Origin of the sequence: Trinickia sp. (assembly GCF_051953405.1) — a bacterium.
Lineage (GTDB): Bacteria > Pseudomonadota > Gammaproteobacteria > Burkholderiales > Burkholderiaceae > Trinickia.
Map to the genome: position 1 here is coordinate 21,138 of NZ_JBQCIV010000089.1, position 24,465 is coordinate 45,602.

General features: G+C 61.9%; 26 protein-coding genes and 1 tRNA gene. 16 read left to right on the forward strand and 11 right to left on the reverse strand.

The window, feature by feature from the left end; all coding sequences use genetic code 11:
- Nucleotides 1-2: 2 nt before the first annotated feature.
- Nucleotides 3-1,037: an ABC transporter permease gene (locus ACTHN9_RS15890; protein ID WP_440537735.1), complete on the forward strand. Its 1,035-nt coding sequence runs from the start codon at nt 3-5 to the stop codon at nt 1,035-1,037.
- A 46-nt stretch (nt 1,038-1,083) separates the two neighbouring features.
- On the opposite strand, the gene ACTHN9_RS15895 is transcribed toward ACTHN9_RS15890, so the two are convergent.
- Entirely contained in the window at nt 1,084-1,812 is a 729-nt protein-coding gene (locus ACTHN9_RS15895) for a DeoR/GlpR family DNA-binding transcription regulator (protein WP_440537736.1), read from the reverse strand.
- Between the two features lie 363 nt (nt 1,813-2,175).
- On the opposite strand from ACTHN9_RS15895, the gene ACTHN9_RS15900 reads away from it, so the two are divergent.
- The 3 genes from ACTHN9_RS15900 to ACTHN9_RS15910 are packed head-to-tail and all read left to right on the forward strand — an operon-like array spanning nt 2,176 to nt 4,134.
- Nucleotides 2,176-2,544 carry a response regulator gene (locus ACTHN9_RS15900; RefSeq protein WP_440537737.1) on the forward strand — a complete coding sequence of 123 codons (369 nt, stop codon included), beginning with the start codon at nt 2,176-2,178 and terminating at the stop codon, nt 2,542-2,544.
- The gene (locus tag ACTHN9_RS15905) at nt 2,537-3,166 is read left to right on the forward strand and encodes a chemotaxis protein CheC (protein ID WP_440537738.1); all 630 of its coding nucleotides are present in this window, start codon (nt 2,537-2,539) and stop codon (nt 3,164-3,166) included. Before ACTHN9_RS15900 ends, ACTHN9_RS15905 begins: the two co-directional genes overlap by 8 nt.
- Nucleotides 3,167-3,183: 17 nt before the next feature.
- Nucleotides 3,184-4,134: a sensor domain-containing diguanylate cyclase gene (locus ACTHN9_RS15910; RefSeq protein ID WP_440537739.1), complete on the forward strand. Its 951-nt coding sequence runs from the start codon at nt 3,184-3,186 to the stop codon at nt 4,132-4,134.
- 34 nt (nt 4,135-4,168) lie between these two features.
- Here ACTHN9_RS15910 and ACTHN9_RS15915 read toward each other — a convergent pair whose 3' ends face one another.
- Both ACTHN9_RS15915 and ACTHN9_RS15920 read right to left on the reverse strand, forming a co-directional pair.
- On the reverse strand, nt 4,169-4,699 hold the full coding sequence (locus tag ACTHN9_RS15915; RefSeq protein ID WP_440537740.1) for a TIGR00645 family protein: 531 nt from the start codon (nt 4,697-4,699) through the stop codon (nt 4,169-4,171).
- Nucleotides 4,700-4,856: 157 nt separating this feature from the next.
- Nucleotides 4,857-6,569 (reverse strand): pyrrolo-quinoline quinone, encoded by a 1,713-nt coding sequence (locus ACTHN9_RS15920; protein ID WP_440537758.1) that lies wholly within the window; start codon nt 6,567-6,569, stop codon nt 4,857-4,859.
- A 325-nt stretch (nt 6,570-6,894) separates the two neighbouring features.
- Between ACTHN9_RS15920 and ACTHN9_RS15925 the strand changes: the two genes are divergently transcribed.
- Complete coding sequence (locus ACTHN9_RS15925) at nt 6,895-7,179, forward strand: hypothetical protein (protein WP_440537741.1); 285 nt, start codon at nt 6,895-6,897, stop codon at nt 7,177-7,179.
- Between the two features lie 12 nt (nt 7,180-7,191).
- On the opposite strand, the gene ACTHN9_RS15930 is transcribed toward ACTHN9_RS15925, so the two are convergent.
- Nucleotides 7,192-7,497: a DUF1330 domain-containing protein gene (locus tag ACTHN9_RS15930; RefSeq protein WP_440537742.1), complete on the reverse strand. Its 306-nt coding sequence runs from the start codon at nt 7,495-7,497 to the stop codon at nt 7,192-7,194.
- Nucleotides 7,498-7,759: 262 nt separating this feature from the next.
- Here ACTHN9_RS15930 and ACTHN9_RS15935 point away from each other — a divergent pair, with 262 nt between their 5' ends.
- From ACTHN9_RS15935 to ACTHN9_RS15945, 3 genes are read left to right on the forward strand one after another with little or no spacing between them, the layout of a single operon-like run.
- Entirely contained in the window at nt 7,760-8,815 is a 1,056-nt protein-coding gene (locus ACTHN9_RS15935) for a DUF2167 domain-containing protein (protein ID WP_440537743.1), read from the forward strand.
- A 39-nt stretch (nt 8,816-8,854) separates the two neighbouring features.
- On the forward strand, nt 8,855-10,261 hold the full coding sequence (locus ACTHN9_RS15940; protein WP_440537744.1) for an ATP-binding protein: 1,407 nt from the start codon (nt 8,855-8,857) through the stop codon (nt 10,259-10,261).
- Nucleotides 10,258-11,241 (forward strand): response regulator, encoded by a 984-nt coding sequence (locus tag ACTHN9_RS15945; protein WP_440537745.1) that lies wholly within the window; start codon nt 10,258-10,260, stop codon nt 11,239-11,241. The genes ACTHN9_RS15940 and ACTHN9_RS15945 overlap by 4 nt, the downstream gene beginning before the upstream one ends.
- Nucleotides 11,242-11,278: 37 nt before the next feature.
- On the opposite strand, the gene ACTHN9_RS15950 is transcribed toward ACTHN9_RS15945, so the two are convergent.
- Nucleotides 11,279-12,115 carry a M48 family metallopeptidase gene (locus tag ACTHN9_RS15950; protein ID WP_440537746.1) on the reverse strand — a complete coding sequence of 279 codons (837 nt, stop codon included), beginning with the start codon at nt 12,113-12,115 and terminating at the stop codon, nt 11,279-11,281.
- Between the two features lie 331 nt (nt 12,116-12,446).
- Here ACTHN9_RS15950 and ACTHN9_RS15955 point away from each other — a divergent pair, with 331 nt between their 5' ends.
- The 4 genes from ACTHN9_RS15955 (at nt 12,447) to ACTHN9_RS15970 (ending at nt 14,623) form a co-directional block, all read left to right on the forward strand.
- Complete coding sequence (locus ACTHN9_RS15955) at nt 12,447-12,980, forward strand: hypothetical protein (RefSeq protein ID WP_440537747.1); 534 nt, start codon at nt 12,447-12,449, stop codon at nt 12,978-12,980.
- On the forward strand, nt 12,977-13,579 hold the full coding sequence (locus ACTHN9_RS15960; RefSeq protein ID WP_440537748.1) for a hypothetical protein: 603 nt from the start codon (nt 12,977-12,979) through the stop codon (nt 13,577-13,579). Before ACTHN9_RS15955 ends, ACTHN9_RS15960 begins: the two co-directional genes overlap by 4 nt.
- Before the next feature lie 280 nt (nt 13,580-13,859).
- Nucleotides 13,860-14,132 carry a DUF1778 domain-containing protein gene (locus tag ACTHN9_RS15965; protein ID WP_440537749.1) on the forward strand — a complete coding sequence of 91 codons (273 nt, stop codon included), beginning with the start codon at nt 13,860-13,862 and terminating at the stop codon, nt 14,130-14,132.
- Nucleotides 14,133-14,134: 2 nt separating this feature from the next.
- On the forward strand, nt 14,135-14,623 hold the full coding sequence (locus ACTHN9_RS15970; protein ID WP_440537750.1) for a GNAT family N-acetyltransferase: 489 nt from the start codon (nt 14,135-14,137) through the stop codon (nt 14,621-14,623).
- A gap of 239 nt (nt 14,624-14,862) precedes the next feature.
- On the opposite strand, the gene ACTHN9_RS15975 is transcribed toward ACTHN9_RS15970, so the two are convergent.
- The 6 genes from ACTHN9_RS15975 to ACTHN9_RS16000 form a co-directional block, all read right to left on the reverse strand.
- The gene (locus ACTHN9_RS15975) at nt 14,863-15,363 is read right to left on the reverse strand and encodes a DUF4411 family protein (protein ID WP_440537751.1); all 501 of its coding nucleotides are present in this window, start codon (nt 15,361-15,363) and stop codon (nt 14,863-14,865) included.
- Between the two features lie 2 nt (nt 15,364-15,365).
- A complete protein-coding gene (locus ACTHN9_RS15980) occupies nt 15,366-16,532 on the reverse strand; it encodes an XRE family transcriptional regulator (RefSeq protein ID WP_440537752.1) in 1,167 nt (388 codons plus the stop codon).
- Nucleotides 16,533-16,732: 200 nt separating this feature from the next.
- Nucleotides 16,733-16,809, reverse strand: a tRNA-Met gene (locus tag ACTHN9_RS15985).
- Nucleotides 16,810-16,942: 133 nt separating this feature from the next.
- Nucleotides 16,943-18,601 carry an MFS transporter gene (locus ACTHN9_RS15990; protein WP_440537753.1) on the reverse strand — a complete coding sequence of 553 codons (1,659 nt, stop codon included), beginning with the start codon at nt 18,599-18,601 and terminating at the stop codon, nt 16,943-16,945.
- A 242-nt stretch (nt 18,602-18,843) separates the two neighbouring features.
- Entirely contained in the window at nt 18,844-20,493 is a 1,650-nt protein-coding gene (locus tag ACTHN9_RS15995) for a sensor histidine kinase N-terminal domain-containing protein (protein ID WP_440537759.1), read from the reverse strand.
- The gene (locus ACTHN9_RS16000) at nt 20,471-21,247 is read right to left on the reverse strand and encodes a response regulator (protein WP_440537754.1); all 777 of its coding nucleotides are present in this window, start codon (nt 21,245-21,247) and stop codon (nt 20,471-20,473) included. Before ACTHN9_RS16000 ends, ACTHN9_RS15995 begins: the two co-directional genes overlap by 23 nt.
- Before the next feature lie 373 nt (nt 21,248-21,620).
- Here ACTHN9_RS16000 and recA point away from each other — a divergent pair, with 373 nt between their 5' ends.
- From recA to ACTHN9_RS16020, 4 genes are all read left to right on the forward strand, one after another.
- Nucleotides 21,621-22,694, forward strand: a complete 1,074-nt coding sequence (recA, locus tag ACTHN9_RS16005) for a recombinase RecA (protein WP_440537755.1) — start codon at nt 21,621-21,623, stop codon at nt 22,692-22,694.
- A 7-nt stretch (nt 22,695-22,701) separates the two neighbouring features.
- The gene (recX, locus tag ACTHN9_RS16010) at nt 22,702-23,433 is read left to right on the forward strand and encodes a recombination regulator RecX (protein ID WP_440537756.1); all 732 of its coding nucleotides are present in this window, start codon (nt 22,702-22,704) and stop codon (nt 23,431-23,433) included.
- A 188-nt stretch (nt 23,434-23,621) separates the two neighbouring features.
- Nucleotides 23,622-24,365, forward strand: coding sequence for a DUF2889 domain-containing protein (locus ACTHN9_RS16015; protein ID WP_440537757.1), 744 nt, complete (start codon nt 23,622-23,624; stop codon nt 24,363-24,365).
- Nucleotides 24,362-24,465: ATP-grasp domain-containing protein (locus tag ACTHN9_RS16020; RefSeq protein ID WP_424069775.1), on the forward strand; the 104-nt coding region annotated here is incomplete at its 3' end. The genes ACTHN9_RS16015 and ACTHN9_RS16020, both read left to right, overlap by 4 nt.

Below are 24,465 nucleotides of genomic sequence, written 5' to 3' on the forward strand. Positions count from 1 at the left end.
ACATGAATCAGACGATGAGTTCAACCGATACCGTCGACGTGGCCGGCCGGCGCCGCCCGGGCGATTGGCGCGCGAAGCTCGCGCGCCGTCCCGAATGGCTGCCCGCGGGGCTGATTGTCGTGTCGTGCATCGTGGTGGCGGCGATCAATCCGCGCTTTTTGCAATGGGCGACGCTATTCGATTTGCTTCACTCGGCGACGACCACGTCGCTGTTCGCGCTCGGCACGCTCGTCGTGCTCGCATCGGGCGGGATCGACGTGTCGTTCACCGCGATCGGCGCGTTGACGATGTATTCGATCACGAAAGCCGTCTTCGCCTGGTGGCCCGATGCGCCGTTCGGCTTGATCCTGCTCGTCGGCGCCGTGGGCGGCGTGCTGCTCGGGCTCGTGAACGGGATGCTCGTGCACCGGCTGAAAGCGCCTTCGCTGATCGTCACGATCGGCACGCAGTATCTGTATCGCGGGATCTTGCTGACGTTCGTCGGCACAACCTTCTTCATGAACATCCCGCACAGCATGGATCGGTTCGGCCGCATTCCGCTGTTGGCGTACCGCACGGTGGATGGGCTCGACGCCGTCTTGCCGGTGTCGGTGGTGGCGCTGTTGGCGGCGGCCCTTGCGACGTGGTGGCTGCTCAATCGGACGATGATGGGGCGTGCCGTTTATGCGATGGGCGGCAGCCTCGCGATTGCGCAGCGGCTCGGCTATAACGTGCGGGCCGTGCATCTGTTCGTGTTCGGCTACACGGGCATGCTGGCGGGTATCGCCGGGATTTTGCACGTGTCGAACAATCGGCTCGCGAATCCGTTCGACCTCGTGGGTTCCGAACTGGACGTGATCGCCGCCGTCATTCTTGGCGGTGCACGCATTACGGGCGGCAGCGGCACGGTACTGGGCACCTTGCTCGGCGTCGCGCTCGTGACGCTCGTCGACAACACGTTGATTCTCGTCGGCGTGCCGAGCACGTGGCAGAAGATCATCGTCGGCGGGTTTATCCTCGTGGCCGGCATCCTGTTCGCACTACGCCGGCGCGGCTGAATTCGACACCGTGCGCGGCTCGCCCGCCGCGCATGAGCGCTTCGCTTCACGCGCTGCGCTGACGCCGCTCCTGCCCCTTCTCGGTAATGATCGAATCGAAGGCGTCGACCTGCGAGAACCGCACGGCCTTCACGACGCCGAACTTGCTCGTATCGGCTACGAGATGGCTTTCGACCGCGCTCGTCATCGCGGCTTGCTTGATCGCCACCTCATGAAAATTCCAACAGGTCACGCCCCGCGCGGTATCGATGCCGCCCGCGGAAATGAAGGCCTTGTTGATGCCCATGCGACGCAGCATCTCGAGGCTTTCGTCCCCGGTAAAGGAATCCGACGACGGCACGTACACCCCGCCGAGCAAGATCATCCGCACATTGGACATGCGTCGCAAGATTTCGGCGATATTGAGCGAATAGCAAACGACGGTGATTTGGATATCGGCCGGAATCAGACGCGCGAGCGTGGTTAAGGTCGTACCGCAATCGATGAAGATCGTTTCGTTATCGGCAATCAGTTGCGCCGCATGTGCCGACGCCTGAGCCTTCGCTTGGGCGAAATGATCCTGCTCTTGCTCGAGCGAGTAGCCGGCCGCGTTCGGTACATTGGCCGCGCTGACGATATACCCGCCGAGATAGGTGAAACGTTCCGGATTGGCCGAGATATCGCGCCGCACGGTCATTTCCGACACGCCGAGCAAGGCGGCGGCATCGCGTAGCCGCATGACGCTATGTTTGGCCAGCGCGTCGGCCAGTGCGCGTAGACGATCGGTTTTGAGCATCGATTCGATGAACGAAGGCGCTTGGCTTGCGGGTGAAGTGAGCCGCGGATCGGGTACGTTCGAAAGGGGGCGTTCGAAGACGTTACGTTCTTAGCGGAAGATTGATCGAATTATAACAAGCTACGCACCTGTGCGCGTAAGAGAGATCGGTTGCCGTTCGGTCCGCCCATGCCACCGATTATCGAGGTGTCCCTAAATCAAGTCGATCTGAAATAGGGTTCGATAACAAACCATAAAAAAACAAACGTTTCCGCTAACGTTTGCGCCGTATGTAAACGTTTTCTGCGTTCGGGTTTATGAGTACTTCAGATTTGACGGCCGGGGCCGTTATACCGAACGTGGTTACGAAGGAATATCCAAAAAATGGGATTGCCGGTATTGGTGGTGGACGATTCGACGCTCGCCCGCCGACTGCTGATCAACGCGCTGCCTGAGGCGTGGGACGTCGAAATTTCTCAGGCCGCCAATGGGGCGGATGCACTGGCCGCGTACCGCGAGGGCCGTGCCTCGGTGATGTTTCTCGATCTGACGATGCCGGGCATGACGGGCTTCGACGTGCTCGAGACGGTGCGCGCCGAAGGGCTCGACAGCTTCGTCATCGTTGTATCGGCCGATATCCAGCCGGAAGCGAAAGCGCGCGTCAAGGCGCTCGGCGCCGTGGCATTCATCGACAAGCCGGTTACGAGTTCGAAGCTGTTGCCTGTCCTGAAAGAGTACGGATTGTATGAGTGAGCCTATCCTCACCGAAGACCAGCGCGATGCGCTGCAAGAGATCGCGAACATTGGCATGGGCCAAGCGGGCGCGCGACTTGCCGCGTTGCTCGGGCGCTTCGTGCATTTGTCGGTGCCGCGCATCCGTATGGTCGATACGGATACGCTGCCGTCCGCCGTGCGCGACATGCTCGATTTCACCGAACCGGTGACGGCGTTGCGCCAGAGTTTTCGGTGCGAGATCGCCGGCGAGGCCATTTCGCTGTTCGACAGCCGCAGCGCCGACCACATGAAGTTCGTCTTCCGCTCCGACGACATGCAAGCGGAAGAGCGCTTCGAGGATATGTCGGAAGCCGAAGTGCTCTCCGACGTGGCCAACTTGATTGCAGGCGCTTGCTTGACGGGCCTGTTCGAACAGCTCGGGCAATTGCCGACCTTTACGCCGCCGCGTTTGATCGGCGTGCAACTCGATCTTGAAGAAGTCTTGCATCCGTCGAAGCTGCCGTGGGACCGTGCGCTGTTGCTCGAGGTCAACTTGCAGACCGAGGATGGCGTGTTCGGTTCGCATTTGTTGACGCTGATGACGGCCAAAGCCGTGCAGTCGCTTGTCTCGGCGCTCGACGGCTTTCTCGCCAATCTTTGAACGTATCGAAGTCGCAGATGGACATCCCAAGCACCGCTCGCTTGAGCGAGCTCGCGCTGGAGCGCGTGGGACTCGGCATTTTTGCCGTGGATCGCGAATATCGCATCGTGCTCTGGAATCGCTTCATGGACGAGCACAGCGGCGTGGCCGCCGCGCAAGCGATCGGCCGCAGCTTCTTCGATTGTTTTCCCGATTCGCCCCGTGCTTGGCTCAAGCGCAAGTTCGATACGGTCTTTCTGCTGCATAGCGGTTCGTTCTCGACGTGGCAGCACCGCCCTTGGCTGCTGCCGTTCGAACACGATTGCCCCATCACGGGCTCGCTCGATCTGATGCAGCAAGACTGCTCGTTCATGCCGCTGATCGAGAACGGCGAAGTCGTGGCCGTGTGCGTGACGATCGCGGATGTGACCGAGCTTGCGGTGGCGTGGAAGGAACGCGAGGCCGCGCTCGAAGCGTTGCGCGACTCCTCGGAGCGCGACGCGCTCACCGGCCTTTACAACCGCCGCCATGTCGATCGCCGCCTGCTGGCGGAATACAACAGTTGGACGCGCCATCACGATGCGTTCGCGGTCCTGCTGTTCGACATCGATCACTTCAAGCGCATCAACGATACCTACGGCCACCCGACCGGCGACGCCGTGCTGCGCAAGATCGCCGCGACCGTGTCGCCGCAACTGCGCAACAGCGACATTCTAGGGCGCTACGGTGGCGAGGAATTCATGGTGATTCTGCCGCATTGCGACGAAGCAGGCGCAGCGGTGGTGGCCGAGAAGATTCGCCACGCCATCGAGTGCGATGGGCTCGAAGTCGGCGCGGGAACGTTGAAGGTGACCGTGAGCGTCGGCGGCTGTACCGCAGCCGACGGATTGACGGGCGTCGCCGCCCTGGTGGCGGAGGCCGATCAGGCGTTGTACGACGCCAAACATGCGGGCCGTAACCAAGTGTGCATCGCGGTTCATCACGCATAAGGCCACTGCCGCCGCGGCGATGCCGCGCGCGGCCTCAATGCCCTTCGGAGCGCGCGGCGATCCAGTCCATCGCGGCGAACAGCACGCCCGAGACGATGAAGGTCAAATGCAAAATGACGAGCCAGCGGATGCGCGTTTCGTCGAGCGGCTGGTCGATCTCCGTGAGGCTCATGAACGCGCGCAGCAGCGAAATCGCTGAAATCGCGACGATCGAGCCGATCAGCTTCATCTTCAAGCCCGAGAAATCGAGCGTCCCCATCCAGCTCGGGCGATCTTCGCTATCGCCCGTGTCGATCTTCGAAATGAAGTTTTCGTAACCGGAAAAAATCACGATCACGACCAGGTTGGCGGCGAGCGACAGGTCGATCAGCGAGAGCGTCGCGAGAATGATCTGCTCGGGGCGCGCGTGCAACGCGCCCGTCAACGCATGCACGAGTTCGCCGACGAAGGCGATCAACAGCATGACGAGCGAGAACACGAGGCCGACGTAGAACGGCGCGAGCAGCCAGCGCGATTTGAAGAGCGAAAACTCGAGTAGCTTTTCGAGCGAATTGCGTCGATGCATGGGGCGTTGTTCCTGTTGTTGTGCGGGCACCCAATGAGCGCGCCGCGCGAGATGCCGGACGAAACGGCGATTTTACCGGTTCCTTGCCGTTTGCTTTCGATCTCGCGGCGCTACGCCCCAAAGGCCATCGATCCCGCGCCCCGACAGCTATTCGCCATCAATGCAGCAGCCCGAACACCGCCACCCCGTTCGTCGCCCCGACGTACACGCGACCGTGCGCGATCATCGGCGTGATGAACTTGTTGCCGGCGCCGAACGTGTCGCGCGAACCTGCCTGGTTGCTGTTGTATAGCTCGCGCCCTAGATTGCTTGCGTCGAATGCGTGCAAGGCGCCGACATTGCCGTTTTCGGCGGCCCATACGATCGCGTTCCGTGCGCCGTTGGCCGAGATGCTCGGTGTCGCTCCCGGATAGGGGAAGGTGTTCGCACTCTTCGAGCTGGGCGCCGTCGCCAATCGCGCTGACGCAATGGGGAACGCCTTCAGGTTGTCGCCGACAGCGCCGTAGTAGACGGTGTTGCCGTAATAGGCCGGCATGCTGAAAACGCCGCCGGCGAGCTGGCCGTCGATCTCCTGCCAGATTGCATTGCGGTTGGCATTGAATCGGCCCATCGCATCGCGATCGACGACATAGATTTTCGAATCCTTGCCCGCGCCCACCGCGAGATGCCGTGTCGCGCCGCTCGCATCGACGAAATCGGGCAGCACGAGCGCGCCGCCCGAGCCGAGGTCCACATCCTGGTTCGATTCGGCCACGGTGTTGAACGGGGCGAAGTAATCGGCGACCGATAGATTCGGCGAAGTCGACAGCTTCAGAAACGTGTTGCCGAAGTCGCCGCTTGCGGGAAATCCACTGCCGTTCAGCGTGCCGTCGAACGTACCGTTGGCGGAGAGCAGATAGAGCGACGTGCCGTCCGAGGCCATTCCCGCGCCGCTCATCCACACGGAGCCCTCGCTACCGTTGGGCGTGAGATTCAGTGCACTCGTCTGCGCCAGCGTGGCGGCGCTGTAGGCCATGACCCAACCGCCATAGGCGCCCTGGTCGCAGTGGGAGGTCCAAGCGAGGTACAGATTGCCGTTCACGAGCGCGAGCGCCTGGCGCTCGGCGTATTGCCCGGGATTGAATGCAGTGACGCCGTTTGTGCTATTCGCGCCGTTGCCGGGATAAGTCGCCGCGATATCCTTGGGGCCGCCGAGCAACTCCGCGCCCGTAGACAAATCCAGCGCATGCAACCGCTGATGGTAGGCCCCGTTGCTATCCTTGCTCATCGCCACGGCATAGATCGCGCCGTTTGCCCCGCGCGACCGGTCGACGACCGGGGTCGACGTCACGCCGATTTCGGGCGTAATTTGCGAGCAGTTTCGGTTGTCGCTCGTGGTTTCGCCACTGCCGAGCAACGAGCGTTGCCATAGCAGTGTGTCGCTGTCGGCATCGAAGGCGAACAGCGTATCGTGTTCGGTCGCGACGTACACCACGTTATGGAGGGCGCCGCCCATCGACACGTTGCTGACGTAAAGCGGCTGCGCATCGACTTTGCCGTCGGCGGCAAGAAACGCGACCTTGCCGAACTGCGCGGCATTCACATTGGCGGGGGTCAGAGCGGTCTCGGCCAGGTATTGACCCGTTCGTGCCGCGTCGTTGTGATAGGTCAGGACATCGGCTGGCGATGCCATGGCGGTCGACCCGCCGCCGCTCGAGCCGCCGCCTGAACCTGTGCTCCCCGCGCCGCCGGCTCCGCTCCCCGCGCCGCCAGCGCCGGTCGAGCCCGTTGCCCCTCCCGAGCCGCCGCCGCACGAGGTAACGATTGCCGTCACGATGCAGACGATTGCGCCGCATTTAGCGGCTCGCGACTTCGAGTCAAAACCGTGCATGCGATCCATGAGCGTCTCCGAGAGGAGGATGGCTCAAACTAGAGCATTTCCCATACCGAAGCGGCCGCTACTGAGAAGGCAAGCCGATCCGACGAACGCGCGGGCGCCGCCGTGCGCTGAAATGGCGCGCGTCCAATACGCAAGAGTAGGGGCGATTGGCAGCGTGGCCTAGGACGGAATGTCGTTCGGAAAAGCCAAGCATTCGATGAAACGTGGGCTCGCCCTCTACCAACGACTCGCCGTTATTGCCGAAGCAGACGGTTCGCGCGATGCTTCCATGTATGGAACGAACCGGGGCGGTTCACGGCGCGGCGGGAGGTGCACCATGTTCTCGAATGGCAGTTTGAAACGGTTGTTGGCCGCGGCGACGATCGCCTTTACCGCCGCTTGCTCGCAAATGGGGCCGTCCGCATCCAACACCGATGCGGCCGGCGCGGCCAAGACGACCGGCGCCGCTTGCCGGGCGCCGGACGGCAGCATGGTGTCCGACAGCACCGTCGTCTACCGCTGCGCCGTACCGGGACAAGGCATCACCTCGTGCCCGCGCTACACCTGCCGTCGATGCACGAATGGCGCCTGGAGCGGCGAATACAGTTGCCGGTTCCAGTGAGCGGCGGCCGGTTCAAGCCGGCTGCGGGCCGTCGTACCCCTCGACGATGACGAGATCGATCGTCGAGGCCGGCAGCCGGAATGCGATTGCCGCTTGATATTCGGGCGAATGCCAGCAGTCGTGCGCCGCCTGGAACGACGGGAATTCGACGATCACGTTTCGCGCACGCGTGACGCCTTCCGGGACTTCGTACCGGCCGCCCCGTGCCAAAAACCGCGCCCCATATTTCTTGAGTGGAGCGGCATTCGCCGCGACGTACGCCTTGTATTGTTCTTGATCGGTTACATCGACGCGGACGATCCAGTAGCCTTTTTGCATTCGTTTCTCCTATCGCAGCGATATGTCGGTATGAAGACGGACAGCGGCTCGATTATCGCCTAAACCGGTCTGTCTTGTACGGTGGGCCGGTTATCAGTCGGCAAGGTATTCCGCCTGTGATCGACCGTAAGAATATTTTTTATCGGGCATAGAGAGCCGAGCCGACAACCGAGCGGGAATTCGGCGATAATGCCACGCTATCCTCCTGCGCTGCCCGTTATTCCATTGTTTTGCCTTTCGCCGAATGGGATGGGAGCAATGGATGGATAAAGCCGTCTGCCACGACAACATACTCATTAATATGGCCAGATTCGTTATTCCGAGGAAATTCGCTGTCTCCTTTGCACTATTGCTGGTCGCGCTCGCGAGTCGAGCCTCGCCTCCGAGCGCCCAACTCGGCGTCGACCGCTTGGGCGCGGCAAGCCATGCGGCCGCAGCCGTCCCCGTATCGACGCCGCGCGACGCCGACATCCCGATTGCGCTCTGGAACGATCCCCGCTGGATCGAGGGGCCGGCAGCCGTGCAGCTCGGCCGGGTCGCTACCTTCGCCGTGCCGGTCGGTTTTCGTGTGCTGCCGCCGTCTGGGCAAGCGGGCACGAGCGCGTCCGATCCTTCCGCGGATGCGGTGGGCGACGAGGACGAGCCCATCACGGCACTCGTCGCGCCGGACGACGGCAGTTGGTCCATGGGCGTTCAGATCAATCGGGTCGGTTATATCGATACCGGTTCGGTGCATTTGGATCCCGTCGCGTTGGCTTCGACGATGGAGGCTCGAGGCGCGGCTTCGCCGTTCGACCCGTCGTCACGCTCGTCGGTCGCGGCCGCGGCCGCGAAGAAGGTCGACTGGGTGAGGCCGCCGCGATGGGATGCGGGTCAGCACGAACTCGATTGGGTCGTCGAGCAGAAGGTGGCCAGCACCGGGGATGCCTCGGACACGACCTACCTGAATGCGGTGAAGCTGGGACGGCGCGACGCGGTGAGCTTGCAACTCGAACTCGACGGCGACGACAGCAAGCACCGCGCGATCGAATTGACAAAGACGTTCGACGAACTGGTCGGCCGGCTATCGCTGCGGGCCGGGCAAACCTATGCGGACTATCGCGACGGCGACGCCACCGCATCGATTGCGCTCACCGATTACATCACGGGGCCCGAAACGGACCGGGAAAAAGCCGACGACGCGCGCATCGCGGGCGCGCTCGGCTTCGATTGGGCGGGCTTTTTCGAGCGCATTCTTCCGTTGGTCGGTGTTGCGCTCGCCGGCCTTGGCGCAAGGCGTTGGAAGCAGGCCCGGCGCAATGCGAGCGGAGCGCGCTGACCGCACTAGCTGCCTGGGCCACGACGTAAAACACTCGCCATGTACTCGCTATTGCCCGCATTCGTTTCTGTGTTGTTTCTCGGGTTCGGCCTATACGTGTTGACCACGGAGGGTGTCACGCGCGTCTCGATCCCGTTCGCTGGAATGTGCGCGGCGACGTTCGTTTGGCAGGGCGCGTGGGCGTTTCTGTTCCAAACCACCAGTGCGCAGGCGGCCGACATTCTCGTCAAGGTGGGCTATCTCTTTATCTTGTTCTTGCCCACGACGCTTTATCACTTCTCGATCGAAATCGTGTCCCGCCACGGCGAACGGCCGGCTCTGTTCGCATCGTACGCGCTGTGCGTCGCGCTGGCGATCCTGCTGGCTACCGGCAACGGGATCGTCGATGGCTACAGCCCGCATTTTTTCGGCGATTACCCCAAAGCAGGCCGGCTTCATCCGATCCATGTGGTGCAAACGCTGGCCGTTGTGTGCCGCAGCGCTTGGTTGATCTACAGCGCGCGCCGCCGTGCGCGCTCCGGGGCAGGCCGCAGGCTTCTCGGGCTCTGTTTGGCCGGCATTCTCGTTTATTCGTGTGCCGCCGCCGATTACGCCGTCAACTACGGTTACGGTTTCTATCCGCCCGGATTCATCTTTATCACGTTGAGCCTGGGCATCATCGCGCTGGTTCGCTATGGGTTGCTCGGCCCGTACATTGCCTTGGCGACGATGGCACATGAGGTTGCGACGCCGCTCGCGACGATCGGTCTGCACGCGGAAGAACTGCAGGCAGCGCTGCCCGAACTCGTGCGGGGGTATCGGTTGGCGGTGCAGCACGGCTTATGCGAGGACCGGCAGTGTTTGTTGGAGGAGCCGCACAGACTGGAGGACGCCGCGCGCGCGATTCGCGGCCAAACGACTAGCGCGAACGTGATCGTCGAGATGTCCCTTGCATCGGCCACGTTACATCGGCTCGACAGGCGCGGTTTCGCGGCGCATTCGATCGGTGCGTGCATCGCTCAGGCTCTCGATCGCTTCCCGTTTCGCGCCGGCGAACGGGCGCTCGTCTCACCGGTGCGAATCGACCCGGACGTTCGTTTCTTCGGTTCGGACACGCTGCTGATCTTCGTGCTCTTCAATTTACTCAAGAATGCGCTGCAGGCCATTCATGAGCACGGCAAAGGGCACATCGAAATCGGCGCCCATACGAGCGAGGGCTACTGCATCTTGCGCTTCAGCGACACGGGGCCGGGTATGCCGCCCGACGTACTACGGCAGATTTTCGAGCCTTTCTACTCGACGAAGCCGCATGGCCGGGGCTCCGGTGTGGGATTGACGTTCTGCAGGCGCGTTTGCCACGCGTTCGGCGGCAGCATCTCGTGCGAATCGGAACTCGATGTGCATACGACTTTCACGTTGCGGCTGCCTGCGGCCGTTTCTCCATTTCATTGTTCGAGAGCGAGATGAGCCCCTTTGTCAGTCAACCGATATGGCATCCGGTGTCGGTCGTCTTTCTGGACGACAACGAGGATTTTCTGCGCGCTCTGCAGGGTCTCTTTCGCGAGCGGGCGTTGAACCATTTCTTCTCGAAGCCGCAAGCGGCGTTGGATTTTACGTTGTCGCGCCACCATCGCGCGCCGCGCCTGCGCATGGCGGGGACGAACCTTTCGGAGATCGAACGGGCGGGGAACGCTTTGGGGACCGACGCGTTGATCGACGAAACTCGGTTCGAAGCGATTGCTGCGGTAGTGGTCGATTACGACATGCCGGACATCGACGGCATTCGATTCCTTGGGTCGATCGGCGAGGTCGAATGCACGAAGATCTTGCTGACCGGCGCGGCAGGCTACCGGGAGGCGGTGGAGGCCTTCAATGCCGGATTGATCGACGTGTACCTGCGCAAGACCGAAGCCGATCTGCCGCGCAAGCTGGCCGACGCATTGGCGCTTGCAAAGAAAAAGCATTGCGCGTCGCGCGGCTATATCGGCATGCACGACATCGGTACGGCCTATTCGAACCCCAGCGTGGTGCGGCTGATCGAGGAACTGGCTGCGCGCGAGAACGTGGTGGAGTATTACTGGCGTCCGGAGCAGAACGCGGTGCTGATGTTCGACGGGGCATCCCAGGCGAGTGTGTTCATCGCTTGGGATGCGGAAGAATGGGCGTTTCAGATCGATGCGGTGGCGGATGCGGGCGGCCCGCGGTGGTTGCGTCAGGGCTTGCTCGCGCGCGAGATACTGCCGCTTTTCTGGCCGCATCAAGCGTATCGGCCGGACTTGACCGCCATTCCTACCGCCCAGCCCCTACCCGTACCGGGCTGCGAAGACACGTTCTATTGCCTTGCGCGGCTCGACATACCCGGTATCGATGCAGGGCTGACCACGTTCGCTAAATGGCGGCGAGCGAAGCTCGACAGTGCGAATGGCCGACAACACGCAGCGCGCTGACGCCGCCTAAAGAGACGTTCGAGACGTGTCGCCGAGATTAAAAGCGCGGCTCGGCGTCGAGCATGCGATCTTGCGGGTTCGTGGCGCGTCCGACTCCGTCGCGAATCGCTGCGACGCGGCGCGTGAGGCGCGGATGCGTGCGCGAGATTTCGGTCAGAAAGCCGAAGATCGGCGGCACCATGCTTTCTTGTTCCATGAAGGCGTCGCAGTTCATCTGCGCATTGAGACGGCGGCAACCGCACCCGAGCATTTGTAGCGCGGTGCGCGATGCATGCAGATCTTTCGAGAGATAGGCGCCGATGCTGTCGCAGGTATATTCGCGCGAGCGCGAATAGGCTTTGCCGAGGAACGGAACCATGAACGCCGGCAGCTTGAGCGCGTTGAGCCAGGGATTCAAGTGGCCGGCGGCGTGATGTCCGATTTCGTGACCGATGACGAACCGTACTTGAGCGTCGTTGTTCGCATCGACGAGTGCCGAGGTGAGAAAGACATAGCGGCCGCCTAGCAAGCGCCGCGCAAAGGCGTTGAATAGGCCGTTCGAGTTGTAGATGAACGTCGTGGGCGGTTTGGACAAACCGATCTCGCGCGCACTATCGACGACCATTTGGTGCAGCTCGGGAAATTGACGCGGCCCGACCAGAATCATGTTGCCGAAGGCCAACGCGCGGTAGGCGGCGCTTGCCATCCACACGAATAGGGCGATAGCGACCGCGTACCCAACGTAGAGCTTCACGAAAGACCCTACCTTCGGCGCGTTCCAATCGTTCCATACCGCGTATGCGACCAATGCCCAGAGAATCAGGCCCAGGACGATCATTAGGAATTGGTATCGCTTCTCGCGCTTATGGCGCAGCGAATTTATGGTGATCGACATTGAATTCTCCTCAATCGTTTTGACGGAAACCCCGGGCGCGGGCGCGATTCGGCTCGGATCGCGATGGAATGCGCGATTCCATGAGCGAAGTCAGACGCTTGAATTCCCGGTGGGGCGGTACGTTACACGTGAAAGACGATTTGCGCTAGCGCGATAAAGAAAAGGTATACGGACGAGTAGGGCGGCGCAGGGGTGATATCGATTTCACGCGGTTTGTTCATGTATAGTGACGCGTGCCAAGTCATGGTGTGGGAGCATCAAGGCTTACCGAGGCGATTCGATTTTCATCGATCGATGTCGTGCCAATAAAACTCGATGCAGATTACGGCTCATGAGCCAGCAAAGAACCACGTTGATCGATACGACGCTCGTGCGTATCGAGACCAATCTCATTCGTCGCCGGGCGGGCCAGAAAACCGCCCAACTCTATCGCGTGACCACGGGCGAGGGTTGTTATTTCGCCGCTCGCGCAGACATGGATCGAGAAGACTTCGATCGCATCGAAGCGTTGCAGCCTGGCACGCGCGTGCGCGTGTGCGTGTTCGAGCGGCGTGGGCGCCGCCACATTGCTTGGATCAGGAGTTCGGGGCGGAGCATCGCGCCTTATGACGTACTTGGACAACGGCAGGCGAATTTTAAGTTGCTTCCTATTTCGTTGGGCATTCTGGCGGTATGTCTCGGCGCGATGGGAATACCCGTGGCACTGATTGCGGTGCTGGCCATTTTTGTGGGCATCATCAGCTTCTTGGGATGTTTGGTCGCTATCGGCGGCTTCATCGATTCTCTGAATCCGATACGGGTCGAAGCTCAGGAGCGTTGGCAGGGCGAACCGTATCGGTTCGTGGTGGAGGGAGAGGATCGATGAAGGGCGCCGAAATAACGGTCGTATCCGGTAGTGTGATATCGGTTGGCCAGGAAACGGTCTCGATTGAAGTATGGAGTCCGAATATCGGCCCCACCACCGATCAAGACGAACAAGTCACGTTGCGGCTCGATTCGGTCGACCGTCCGCTCATCCTCAAGACCGGCAATACGAACGATGTGTTTGTCTGCACCGGCGACCCGTTGGACGTGGCATGTATCGAAGCGCCGGATCGCTTTGCGATCTTGGGCATCCGGAACAGGAAGGACGGCTCGGTGTATCTGGTACGAACGGCGAATGTCGTGAGTGCGCGTCGGGAACTCTATACGACGTTTTTCACGGTCATCGCTGTCGGTGTTGTTTCGGGCATGATGTGTTTCGTCCAAAGGAGCACGTCCTTTGTACTCCATGCATTCCTGTATTTTGCTGCGGCCAGTGTCGGGCTTGGTGCTTTGGGCCCGATCGTTCGATTGTTGTCCGGGCAGAGCATATGGCCGGACATCAGAAAGCTCTTACAGCCGGGCGGAAAGCGCGAGATGGACGCCGCGCGCAAAGCGCTGGCGTTTGACGTGAACGAAGTGCGTGCGATCCGGTTTCTATGAATGCGATGCGGAGCGGGACGCGTCCCGCTTCTGGGGCGAGGGAGAGGGTTTCGGCTCCTTTTGCTGACGCGACGGCCTTCAGTCCGGGCGACTGACGACAACCATTCCGACACCCATTTACGCCCATTTCCTGGCGCAGCCGTGGGATTCGTTGGGTGTGCACTGGCGGAGCTTTCCGCGAGGATATTCAGCAGCAGCGATGATTTTGTCGCCGCGTATTGACAGTAGCTACACAGTCCTCTACGAGGTATATCTGTTGTGTATACGTTAGGAGAGGGCCATGCGTGACGCCTCCATCAACTTGCGTGCGCCGCCGGAGCAGCGCGACTTAATCGACCATGCCGCCAGCCTGCTAGACAAGAATCGCTCAGACTTCATGCTGGAAGCGGCGTGCGAACGCCCGAAAGCGATTGTGCTGGATCAGGTCTTTTTCAGCCTGGACGAGGATCGATTCCGGCAGTTCACTGCGATGCTCGATGCGCCACAAGATGCCAATCCGGGCCTTGATCGGTTGATGGCAATTAAGGCCCCATGGAGCACAGGCAAGGCGTGAACATGCAGCTTTCGGCACCGCAGTCGCTCGCCGCGACGCATCGACTCGATGGGTTCAACTGCGGCGAGCCATCGCTGGACGATTGGCTGAAGCGGCGCGCGTTGACCAACCATTTGAACGGAGCCAGCCGCACTTTCGTCGTGACGGATTCTGACCAGCGCGTCGTTGGATACTATGCTTTGGCGGCAGGGGCTGTTGCGCACAAAGTGGCTACCAGCGCCGTCAGGCGCAACATGCCCGACCCTGTGCCGGTGATGGTGCTTGCTAGGCTCGCTGTAGATGCTCGCGCCCAAGGTATCACGCTTGGGGCGGCCTTGCTCCAAGACGCGGTAACGCGCGTGCAATCCGTTGCAGAGAATGCTCGTGTTCGGGCGCTGCTCGTCCGTGCGTTACACGAGCGCGCGAAGCAGTTCTACGAGCACTACGGTTTTCGCGCGTCGCCGGTCCACCCGATGACCTTGATGCTCCCTCTGAAAGCGCGTTCGCTTTGACAGGATTTCCCCAAACTACTGAAGGGGAAACCAGACGTGCTTTGTTATAGCGGGCACTCGGCGGGACGGGCGCTCTGCGCGGACGGTATCAACTGTGTACCGATCCCGCAAGTGTCAACCACCGTGTCGGGTTGGCTCAAAAGGATTCACGCGATGCCCGTTTAGCGGGCGGAAATTGCACGATTGCCAACAACGATTGCCCTTTCACAATACACACCGCAAGCTGGAGGTCTTCGAGTTCAGTGTGCGCGTACCCAGCCAAAGGATGCCTCCAACTGACGTAACACGTCAAATGTATCGCGAATATTGACGCCGAAATTTTGGCAAACGTTCGGGATCTTCACTCTCGTAGAGTTTTCGCTGTATTGCTCATGGGTCGCAACACCCCAGCCCATAGTTCGAGCTTTAGCAATGAGCCAAGGATCTGCTCCACCGAGGAAAAGATCCTTGTTGGGGCGCGTGTAGCGCGCGACCGACTCGACATGCTCAACAACTTCGCCAAAGGAGGCCTGGGTCGGTCCATCCGACACGTCGAGAAACCAAGGGGTGCCTCGACGGGCCTCTATCCAATGCGCAAGATGATCGCCACGTCCTGCGAGTTCGTCGAATACCTCGCCAATGCTGGCGATGAGCCCGCGTGCGTTAGCATGGTCTAGCCAGTCCCAAAAGCCCGGGCAAATGTCACTGGCGTAGTAACGATTTTGGGCTTCAATGAAGATATTGGTATCCAGCAGATACATTATTATTCTTCTCCGTACACGCTGCTTGCGAGCTTCCTCAGATTTGCAGGGGCGACTCCTAGCAGGCTTCCAGCATCACGCAACAGCATCCGGCCCTCAAATGCTGTTTCTAGCACGGCCTTCGTCAGAAGCTTTCCATTCCTCACCGCAGAAGTTTTATATGGGTTCCCACCAGAGGATTGGCGCGCAGCGGCGGCAGCCCATGCTTCGCGTTCAGCCCGGTAGAAAGCAGCAAACTCATCCCACGGGGCAAGCCGGAGCTCAACGGCCCGCCTGCCGACAACCACACCGCTAACCTTAAACATCCGCGCGAACTCGCGAACCTGGGCGACAAACCCGATTCGATTGTTCCATCGGGCTCGAAACTCGGCAGCCGGAACTAAAAACTCTGCGGCTGTTGCATTACACAATCGTTCAACATCCCCGCCGTGCTGTTGCGCGGTACCGATCCGTTCGTTAGAAACCCCGCTTTCGCCAAGCCATAGGTGCGCGAGTTCGTGAATGAGGGTGAAGATCTGAGCGGCCTTCGCATCCTTGCCGTTAAGAAACACGACCGGCGCATAGGGGTCCGCGACAACAAATCCGCGAAACTCGTCGACCGACAGCGGGCGATGCGTATTGTTTCCAACAATCCCCGACCGCATGACTAGAACGCCCGCGTCCTCGATCCGTGCGATCAGCAGCCTAAGGTACTCTTCCCAGCCCGCGCAGTTAGCACGATCTTGTCCCGTAATTCGCAACGTCCGACCGATATCGGTCGCGATGTCGGCTGCTGCGCTGCGACCGTTGAATCGCCCGATAAACGGTAACGGTTCCTCGAAGTGCTGCTGTCGATATTCTCGGAACCAACCTTGCTTCCGCATAACATCGTTGAATATGTCGCGAAAGTCAGGACTTAGCGGTCGTACCGGATCGTCTCCTACCGTCCGAAAATCTGCGATCGGCAAAGCTTCCGTGGGCGGTTCGGGCAGGTAGAAGTAGCCGAAGGGAACGTGAGTGATCTCGGCGATGCGCTTGGCTTGGCGGAAGGTTGGCTTGCGCTCTCCCGCTTCCCAGGATTCCACCCGGGAGGCGGCAGTCCCGAGCTTGTCAGCCAACACGAGCGCGTCAATGCCGGAGCGCTGAAGCGCCCAAGTCAGTATCGCGGGATTGATCTGTGCTTCGGCCATGATTCGTATGGGTCGCTTAGACTCACGCTGTTCTCGTCTTGGGCTTGTCCATGCCGGACAACTCCGCGGGTCCGGTACAAAATCATACCGGATGGCGGCTACGAACGGCGTGTGCTCAAAACCCTAACAGCGTACGCAATCGCCGTTGACAGTCACCAGAAACGACAAAGGGTTAGCCGAAGCTAACCCTTTGTTTTGTTTGGTGGCGAATCAGGGATTCGAACCCCGGACCTGCGGATTATGATTCCGTCGCTCTAACCGACTGAGCTAATTCGCCGAAGAAGGCAGATTATGGTGAAGACGCGGCGCGCTGTCAACCCCTTTGCGCGACACCCCATCGCACCTGCCCGCATGCGGCCGTCCATGGGCGAACGGGGCGAACCGCCCCACGCACCCCCCGCAACACCCGTTCAGTCCCTCGAATAAATGTTCGAGTCCTTGGTCTCCTTGACGAACAGCATCCCGATCACGAACGTCCCCAGCGCCACGATCACGGGGTACCAAAGCCCCGAATAGATGTTGCCCTGCGCCGCCACGATCGCGAACGCCGTCGCCGGCAGGAAGCCGCCGAACCAGCCGTTGCCGATGTGGTACGGAAGCGACATCGACGTATACCGAATCCGCGTCGGGAACATTTCAACCAGCATCGCCGCGATCGGCCCGTACACCATCGTCACGTAGATCACGAGCAACGCCAAGATCGCCACCGTCATCGGCCAATTCAACTGCGACGGATCGGCCTTGGCCGGATACCCGGCGCTCTTGAGCGTACCGGCCAAAGACTTGTCGAACGCCTTGGCTTTGTCCTTTGCATCCGCCGCCTTGCCGTCGTACGTGTCGATCACCGTATCGCCCACCTTGATCTGCGCCATCGTCCCCGCGGGCGCCGCCACGTTCGCATAGTTCAAGCCCGATTTCGCCAAGGCGCTCTTCGCGATGTCGCACGAACTCGTGAATTTGGCCGTGCCCACCGGGTTGAACTGGAACGAGCACTCGTCCGGGTTGGCGATCACCACGATCGGCGCCTTCTGTTCGGCCGCTTCGAGCGTCGGATTGGCGTAGTGCGTCAACGCCTTGAACAACGGGAAGTACGTCAGCGCGGCAATCAAGCAGCCCGCCATGATCACGGGCTTGCGGCCGATGCGGTCCGACAACGAGCCGAAGAACACGAAGAATGGCGTGCCGATCAAGAGCCCCAGCGCGATCAGGATGTTAGCGCTCGTGCCGTCCACCTTCAGCGTCTGCGTCAGGAAGAACAGGGCGTAGAACTGCCCCGTGTACCACACCACCGCTTGCCCGGCGGTCAGGCCGATCAGCGCGAGGATGACGACTTTCAGGTTCCGCCATTGGCCGAACGCTTCGGTCAGCGGCGCCTTCGACGTCTTGCCTTCGGCCTTGATGCGCTCGAACGCCGGCGATTCGCTCAATTGCAGGCGAATCCAGACCGAGATGGCCAGCAAGATCAACGAGGCGACGAACGGAATGCGCCAACCCCAGGCGCCGAATGCGGTTTCGCCCATCGCCGTGCGCACGCCCAGAATAACGAGCAGCGACAGGAACAGACCGAGCGTCGCTGTCGTTTGTATCCACGAGGTGTAGTAGCCGCGGCGGTTCGCCGGCGCATGCTCCGCGACGTAGGTCGCCGCGCCGCCGTACTCGCCGCCGAGCGCCAACCCCTGCAGCAGCCGCATGGCGATGAAGATGACCGGCGAGGCGAAGCCGATCGTCGCATAGCCCGGCAGGAAGCCGACGATGAAGGTCGACAAGCCCATGATCATGATGGTGATCAAGAACGTGTACTTGCGGCCGACCATGTCGCCGAGCCGGCCGAACACGAGCGCGCCGAACGGACGCACGGCGAAGCCCGCCGCGAAGCCGAGCAACGTGAAAATGAAAGCCGCCGTCGGGTTGATGCCGGAAAAAAAGCTCTTGCTGATATAGGCCGCGAGCGAACCCGCTAGATAGAAGTCGTACCACTCGAACACGGTGCCGAGCGATGACGCGAAGATCACTCGCTTCTCGTCGCTCGTCATCGGCGCGTGCGAAATTTGCCCGCCAAGGGTTGCCATGAGTCGTCTCCAATAATTTTGATCCATTCGTTCGTAGGCGGCGGTACCCGGCCCGCACCCCCTGACGATTATTGGAACGAAAACTTACGGCTAACTGACGAATGACGCGTTTTCGTTATGAAGTGGTTAGGGAAAGGTCGGTAAATTGTCGTGTCATTCTGTCGGCAATTCCGATCAACATCGGCGAAAAGCCCGCTTTCTACGAATTGGCGGCGCACGGGGGCCGCGCTGGCCCCGGTGTATCAGGGTAAGCTCGGGGTCTCGGGCGAGATCGGCAAACAGATGCGGACCAGCGTGCCCGTGAGGCGCGGCGTTTCCTGGTACACGTGGTCGCCGAGCGTGAGGGTGCCGCCGTGCATCGCGGCGATTTCTTTGACGATCGCCAGGCCAAGCCCGCTGCCGTCGCCTTCTCGGCCGAGAATCCGATAGAACCGCTCGACCACCTTCGGCCGTTCGGCGGGCGCGATGCCGGGGCCGGTGTCTTCCACCTCGATCCAGGCCTCTGCCGTTTCGCGTTTCGGGCGCACTCGCACGGTGATCCGGCCGCCGGGCGGCGTGTAGCGGATGGCGTTGTCGATGACGTTCGAGAGCATTTCTCTGAGCATCACGGGATTGCCGTCGACGAAAACCGGCTCGTCGGGCCCCTCGTAGCCGAGGTCCATCTGCTTGGCGAGCGCGGCGCGCACCCAGTCGCGTACGGCCAGCCGGGCCAGGTGCGCCATCTCGACCTGGGTGAAGACTTGGCCGGAACTGCGGTTTTCCGCGCGCGCCAGGGCCAGCAGTTGCGTCACGAGGCGCGCGGCTTGATCGGCACCGGTCGCGATCTGTTCGAGCGAGAGGCGTACCTCGGGCGAGACGTCGTCGCGCAGCGCAAGTTCGGCCTGGGTGTGCAAGCCCGCCAGCGGTGTCTTCATTTGATGTGCCGCATCGGCGATAAAGCGCTTTTGCAAATCGATGTTTTGCGCGAGCCGCGTCAGCAAGTCGTTGAACGAAGTTACCAGCGGTTCGATTTCGGGCGGCGCGCTCGACGCTTCGAGCGGCGACAGGTCGTCGGGCCGGCGCGCGCGCAAATTTGCCTGGAGCGACGTGAGCGGCGCGAGTCCGCGCGAAAGCCCGAACCAAACGAGCACGATCGCCAACGGCAGAATGACGAACTGCGGCAGGATCACGCCTTTGATGATCTCGTTCGCGAGCGCACTGCGTTTGTCGAACGTCTCGCCCACTTGCACGAGCACCGACTGGCCGTCGCCGTTGGTATCGTTTGCGCCGTTCGCACCGCTGTTCGACGGCAACGCTACCGTCGTATAAGCGATGCGGACGTCGTTGCCGTGCAGCGTCGCATCGCGAAATTCGACGAGGCCCGGTTGCGGCCGGTCGTCCTCGCTCGGCAGCGGCATATCGGACACGCCCGCGACGAGTTCGCCGCGCGTGCCGATCACTTGATAGAAGACTTTGTCGACGTTGTCGCCGCTCAGAAAATCGCGGGCGGCATCGGGCAGCGTGAGCGTGGCGACGCCGTTGACCGGATGAATTTGCCGCGCGAGGACATAGGCGTCGGTTTCGAGGCCGCGATCGAACGGCCCGTTCGCGATCGTCTTCGCCACCAGGTACGTGACGGCGATGCTCATCGGCCAGAGCAGTAGCAATGGCGCGAGCATCCAGTCGAGAATTTCGCCGAACAGCGAGCGCGGCCGGCTCGGCGCGGTCGGCTCGATTTCGTCGGGCGGCGCGAACGGATTGGTGCGCGTGGCGTCGTCGCGCGGCGCATTCGGTGCATTCGGCGCGGGCGGCGCGGGCGGCGTGGGCGGAAGCGATCCGGCCGCACTCGACGCGCCGTCGTTCGAGGAAGCGGGAGAGGCCACGGCGGACCTACTTGGGTCGGGCGTTTGCAGCAGGGTCGCCTGGGGCTGGGGGCGGCACGGGCACACCCGCGACGGCTGGCGCCGCGGGCACGGCGGAACCGGCCGCGGGGGCGCCGGCCGCGGGTTTTTCCAGGCAGTAGCCGAGCCCGCGTACGGTGATGATCCGCACGCCGCTCGGCTCGATCTTCTTGCGCAGGCGATGGACGTACACCTCGATCGCGTTGTTGCTGACTTCTTCGCCCCATTCGCACAGGTGATCGACGAGCTGTTCCTTCGATACGAGCCGTCCGATCCGTTGCAGGAGGACTTCGAGCACGCCCACCTCGCGGGCCGACAGTTCGAGCACCTGATCGTTGACCGACGCGATACGCCCCACTTGATCGTAAGCGAGCGAACCGTGCTTGAGCATCGTGGGCCCGCCGCCGCTGCCGCGCCGTGTCAGGGCGCGCACGCGCGCTTCGAGTTCGTTCAGATGAAACGGCTTGCTCATGTAATCGTCGGCGCCGAGATCGAGCCCTTTCACGCGCTCGTCGACACCGTCCACAGCCGTCAAGATCAGCACAGGCAACGCCGAATTGCGCGCGCGCAGGCGCCGCAGCACTTCGAGCCCCGACATGCGCGGCAGCCCGAGGTCGAGAATCAGCAGGTCGAACGTCTGCATCGAGAGCGCAGCGTCGGCCTCGCTCCCGGTCTTGACGTGATCGACGGCATAGCCCGATTGGCGGAATGATCGGACGAGGCCGTCCGCGAGTATGCTGTCGTCTTCGGCAATGAGTATTCGCATGATGCGCCGCGCGGCCGGCCAGCCTTTCGTGCCGGCGCCGGGCGGGTGTCTCCGATGGTCTTATAGGAATCCGACGTTCGGACGGCTTCGCGAGGCGCCGCGCCGATGCTTCGTTGCCGCGACGCAAATCCGCCCGCATCGGGCTTGCAAAGAACCCTGTTTTTTTATACAGTATCTGCGTTTCGTGCGCCAGCCGGGGAATAGCACCCGCTCGGGCCGCCACTCGGGGCTGAAGTCGTAGCACCGGTCACGGCCTGAGCCGCGTGTCGATCACGTATCGGTCGCGTTTCATCGCGTTTCGTTACGTGTCGCCGTGCCTCATTGCCCGGCCCGCCCGTCGCAGACGCCCGCTCATCATAGCAAAGGACGATTCATGGAAGAAAGCAAGAAAGGCTCGGCTGGACTGACTGCTGAAAAGAGCAAGGCGCTGGCTGCCGCGCTCGCGCAGATCGAAAAGCAGTTCGGCAAAGGGTCGGTCATGCGGCTCGGCGACGGCGAAGTGGCCGAGGACATTCAAGTGGTGTCGACGGGCTCGCTGGGTCTCGATATCGCCCTGGGCGTCGGCGGCTTGCCGCGCGGGCGCGTCGTGGAGATCTACGGGCCGGAATCGTCGGGTAAGACCACGTTGACGCTGCAAGTCATCGCCGAAATGCAAAAGCTCGGCGGCACGGCGGCGTTCATCGATGCCGAACACGCGCTCGACATCCAATACGCCCAAAAGCTCGGCGTGAACGTGAGCGATCTGCTCGTGTCGCAGCCCGACACGGGCGAGCAGGCCCTCGAAATCGCCGATGCGCTCGTGCGCTCGGGCTCGATCGACATGATCGTCATCGATTCGGTCGCGGCGCTCGTGCCGAAGGCGGAAATCGAAGGCGAAATGGGCGATTCGCTGCCTGGTTTGCAGGCGCGTCTGATGTCGCAGGCGCTGCGCAAGCTGACGGGCACGATCAAACGCACGAACTGCCTCGTGATCTTCATCAACCAGATTCGGATGAAGATCGGCGTCATGTTCGGCAACCCCGAAACCACCACGGGCGGCAACGCGCTGAAGTTCTACGCATCGGTGCGGCTCGACATTCGCCGTATCGGTTCGATCAAGAAGAACGACGAAGTGATCGGCAACGAAACGCGGGTGAAGGTGGTGAAGAACAAGGTGTCGCCGCCGTTCCGCGAAGCGATCTTCGACATTCTCTACGGCGAAGGCATCTCGCGCCAAGGCGAGATCATCGATCTCGGCGTGCAGGCGAAGATCGTCGACAAAGCGGGTGCCTGGTACAGCTATAGCGGCGAACGCATCGGCCAAGGCAAGGACAACGCCCGCGAGTTCCTGCGCGAGAATCCCGACATCGCGCGCGAAATCGAAAACCGGATCCGCGAGTCGCTCGGTGTCAACGCGATGCCGGTGGGCAACGGTGGCGACGTCGAAGTAGCCGGCGAAGAAGAGTAAGCCGCACGTGATACGGAAAGGGCGGACGGCGCCGGCCGGCCAGCACGCCGGGCGCCGGTTCGGGTTCCGTGAGCCGCGGCGCGACGATGCGGTAAGCAACGAGGCGCCGTGCGCCGAGGCCCAGCGTGAGCGGGGCGCGAATGCGCCGCGCGGATCTACTCGGTTCGAGTCCGATCCGCTCGATCCCTTGTCCGATCACGAAGCGCCCGATTCCTCGTCGTCGTCCTCATCGTCCGTTTCAGAGCAAGCCGGCCGTTCGCGCCGGCCGGCTCGATCGCTGAAGATGCGAGCGATCGACTACCTATCGCGGCGCGAATATAGTCGCGCCGAACTCACCCGAAAGTTGGCTCCGTTTGTCGAAGAGGGCGATGCCCTCGATCCGCTGCTCGATGCCCTCGAGCGCGAGGGCTGGCTATCCGAAGCCCGCTTCGCCGAGAGCGTGATGAATCGGCGTTCGGCCCGAATGGGCACGACCCGTATCGTGAACGAGTTGCGTCAACATGGGCTCGACGACACCTTGATCGAATCGGTCGGCTCGAAGCTTCGCGAGACCGAGCGGGCACGTGCGTTAGCCGTGTGGCGCAAGAAGTTCGGTCGACTGCCGGGCTCGCCCGCCGATCGCGTGAAGCAAACGCGTTTTCTGGCGATGCGCGGCTTCTCGCATGCCACGATCGCGCAGATTCTCAAGGGCGAGCACGATTGGAACGGCGAGTTGGACGACGGCTTGGACGACCAGTAGGCGCGTAGGGAAGTCGCCCAGCGCCTCGCGTGCCAACGAGCGTTCCGAGTTGCGCCGGCCGTGTGCTGGGTGCAACCGGTGCGCGCGGTTTCCGCGTACCACAAGATGGGCTGCGGGCGGGCTACCGGCGCCTGCCATACTCAGTATGCTAAAATCCGAGAGTTTTCCTCTCCAGCCGTTCCCCTCGCATGCCGCTTTCGCCGCCCGTCTCCCGCCAGTTGCGCCATCGTCGCGCAATCCGAGCGGAAGCCTTCGAGCGAGACGACGGCTTGTGGGATCTCGAGGCGTGTCTGACCGACCATAAGCCGCGCGATGTTGCATTGGCGCCCGGTGTCCGGCCCAAGGGCCTACCGATCCATGAACTCTGGCTTCGCATCACCATCGACCGTCAGCTCACCATCGTCGACGCCGAAGCGTCGTCGGAATGGGTGCCGTATCCCGGTCACTGCGAAGCTGCCAATCCCGCCTACCGCGCGCTCATCGGTCTCAACCTCCTCCAAGATTTTCGCCGCCAAGCACGGCGCTTGCTCGCCGGAACGGCAGGCTGCACACATCTCACCGAACTCTGCTCCATCTTGCCGACCGCCGCGATCCAAGCGTTCGCGGGCGAGGTATGGAGCACGCGCGACAGCGCCACGGATAGGCCGGCCGGCGTATCCGGCCATGAAGGCGCGCACCGCGAACCGCCGTTTCAGCTCGATCGCTGCCATGCATTGCGCTTCGACGGCGAGGCGGTGCGGCGCTTCTATCCGCGCTGGCACGGTCACGTACCGCGTAGCGTTGCGGCGGGCCACGCTTCGGCGGGCGCGGCAACGGTGCCAGCCGATGCCGCGCAACCCGGCATGGCCGGCTCGCGGCCCGCGAGCAGTCCGAATCACGATCACGATCACGAAGTTCAATCCAACTCTCAGACTGAAGGGAATCACGCATGAAGATTCACGAGTACCAGGGTAAGGAAATCCTGCGGAAATTCGGCGTCGCGGTACCGCGCGGCAAGCCGGTGTTTTCGGTGGATGACGCGGTCAAGGCCGC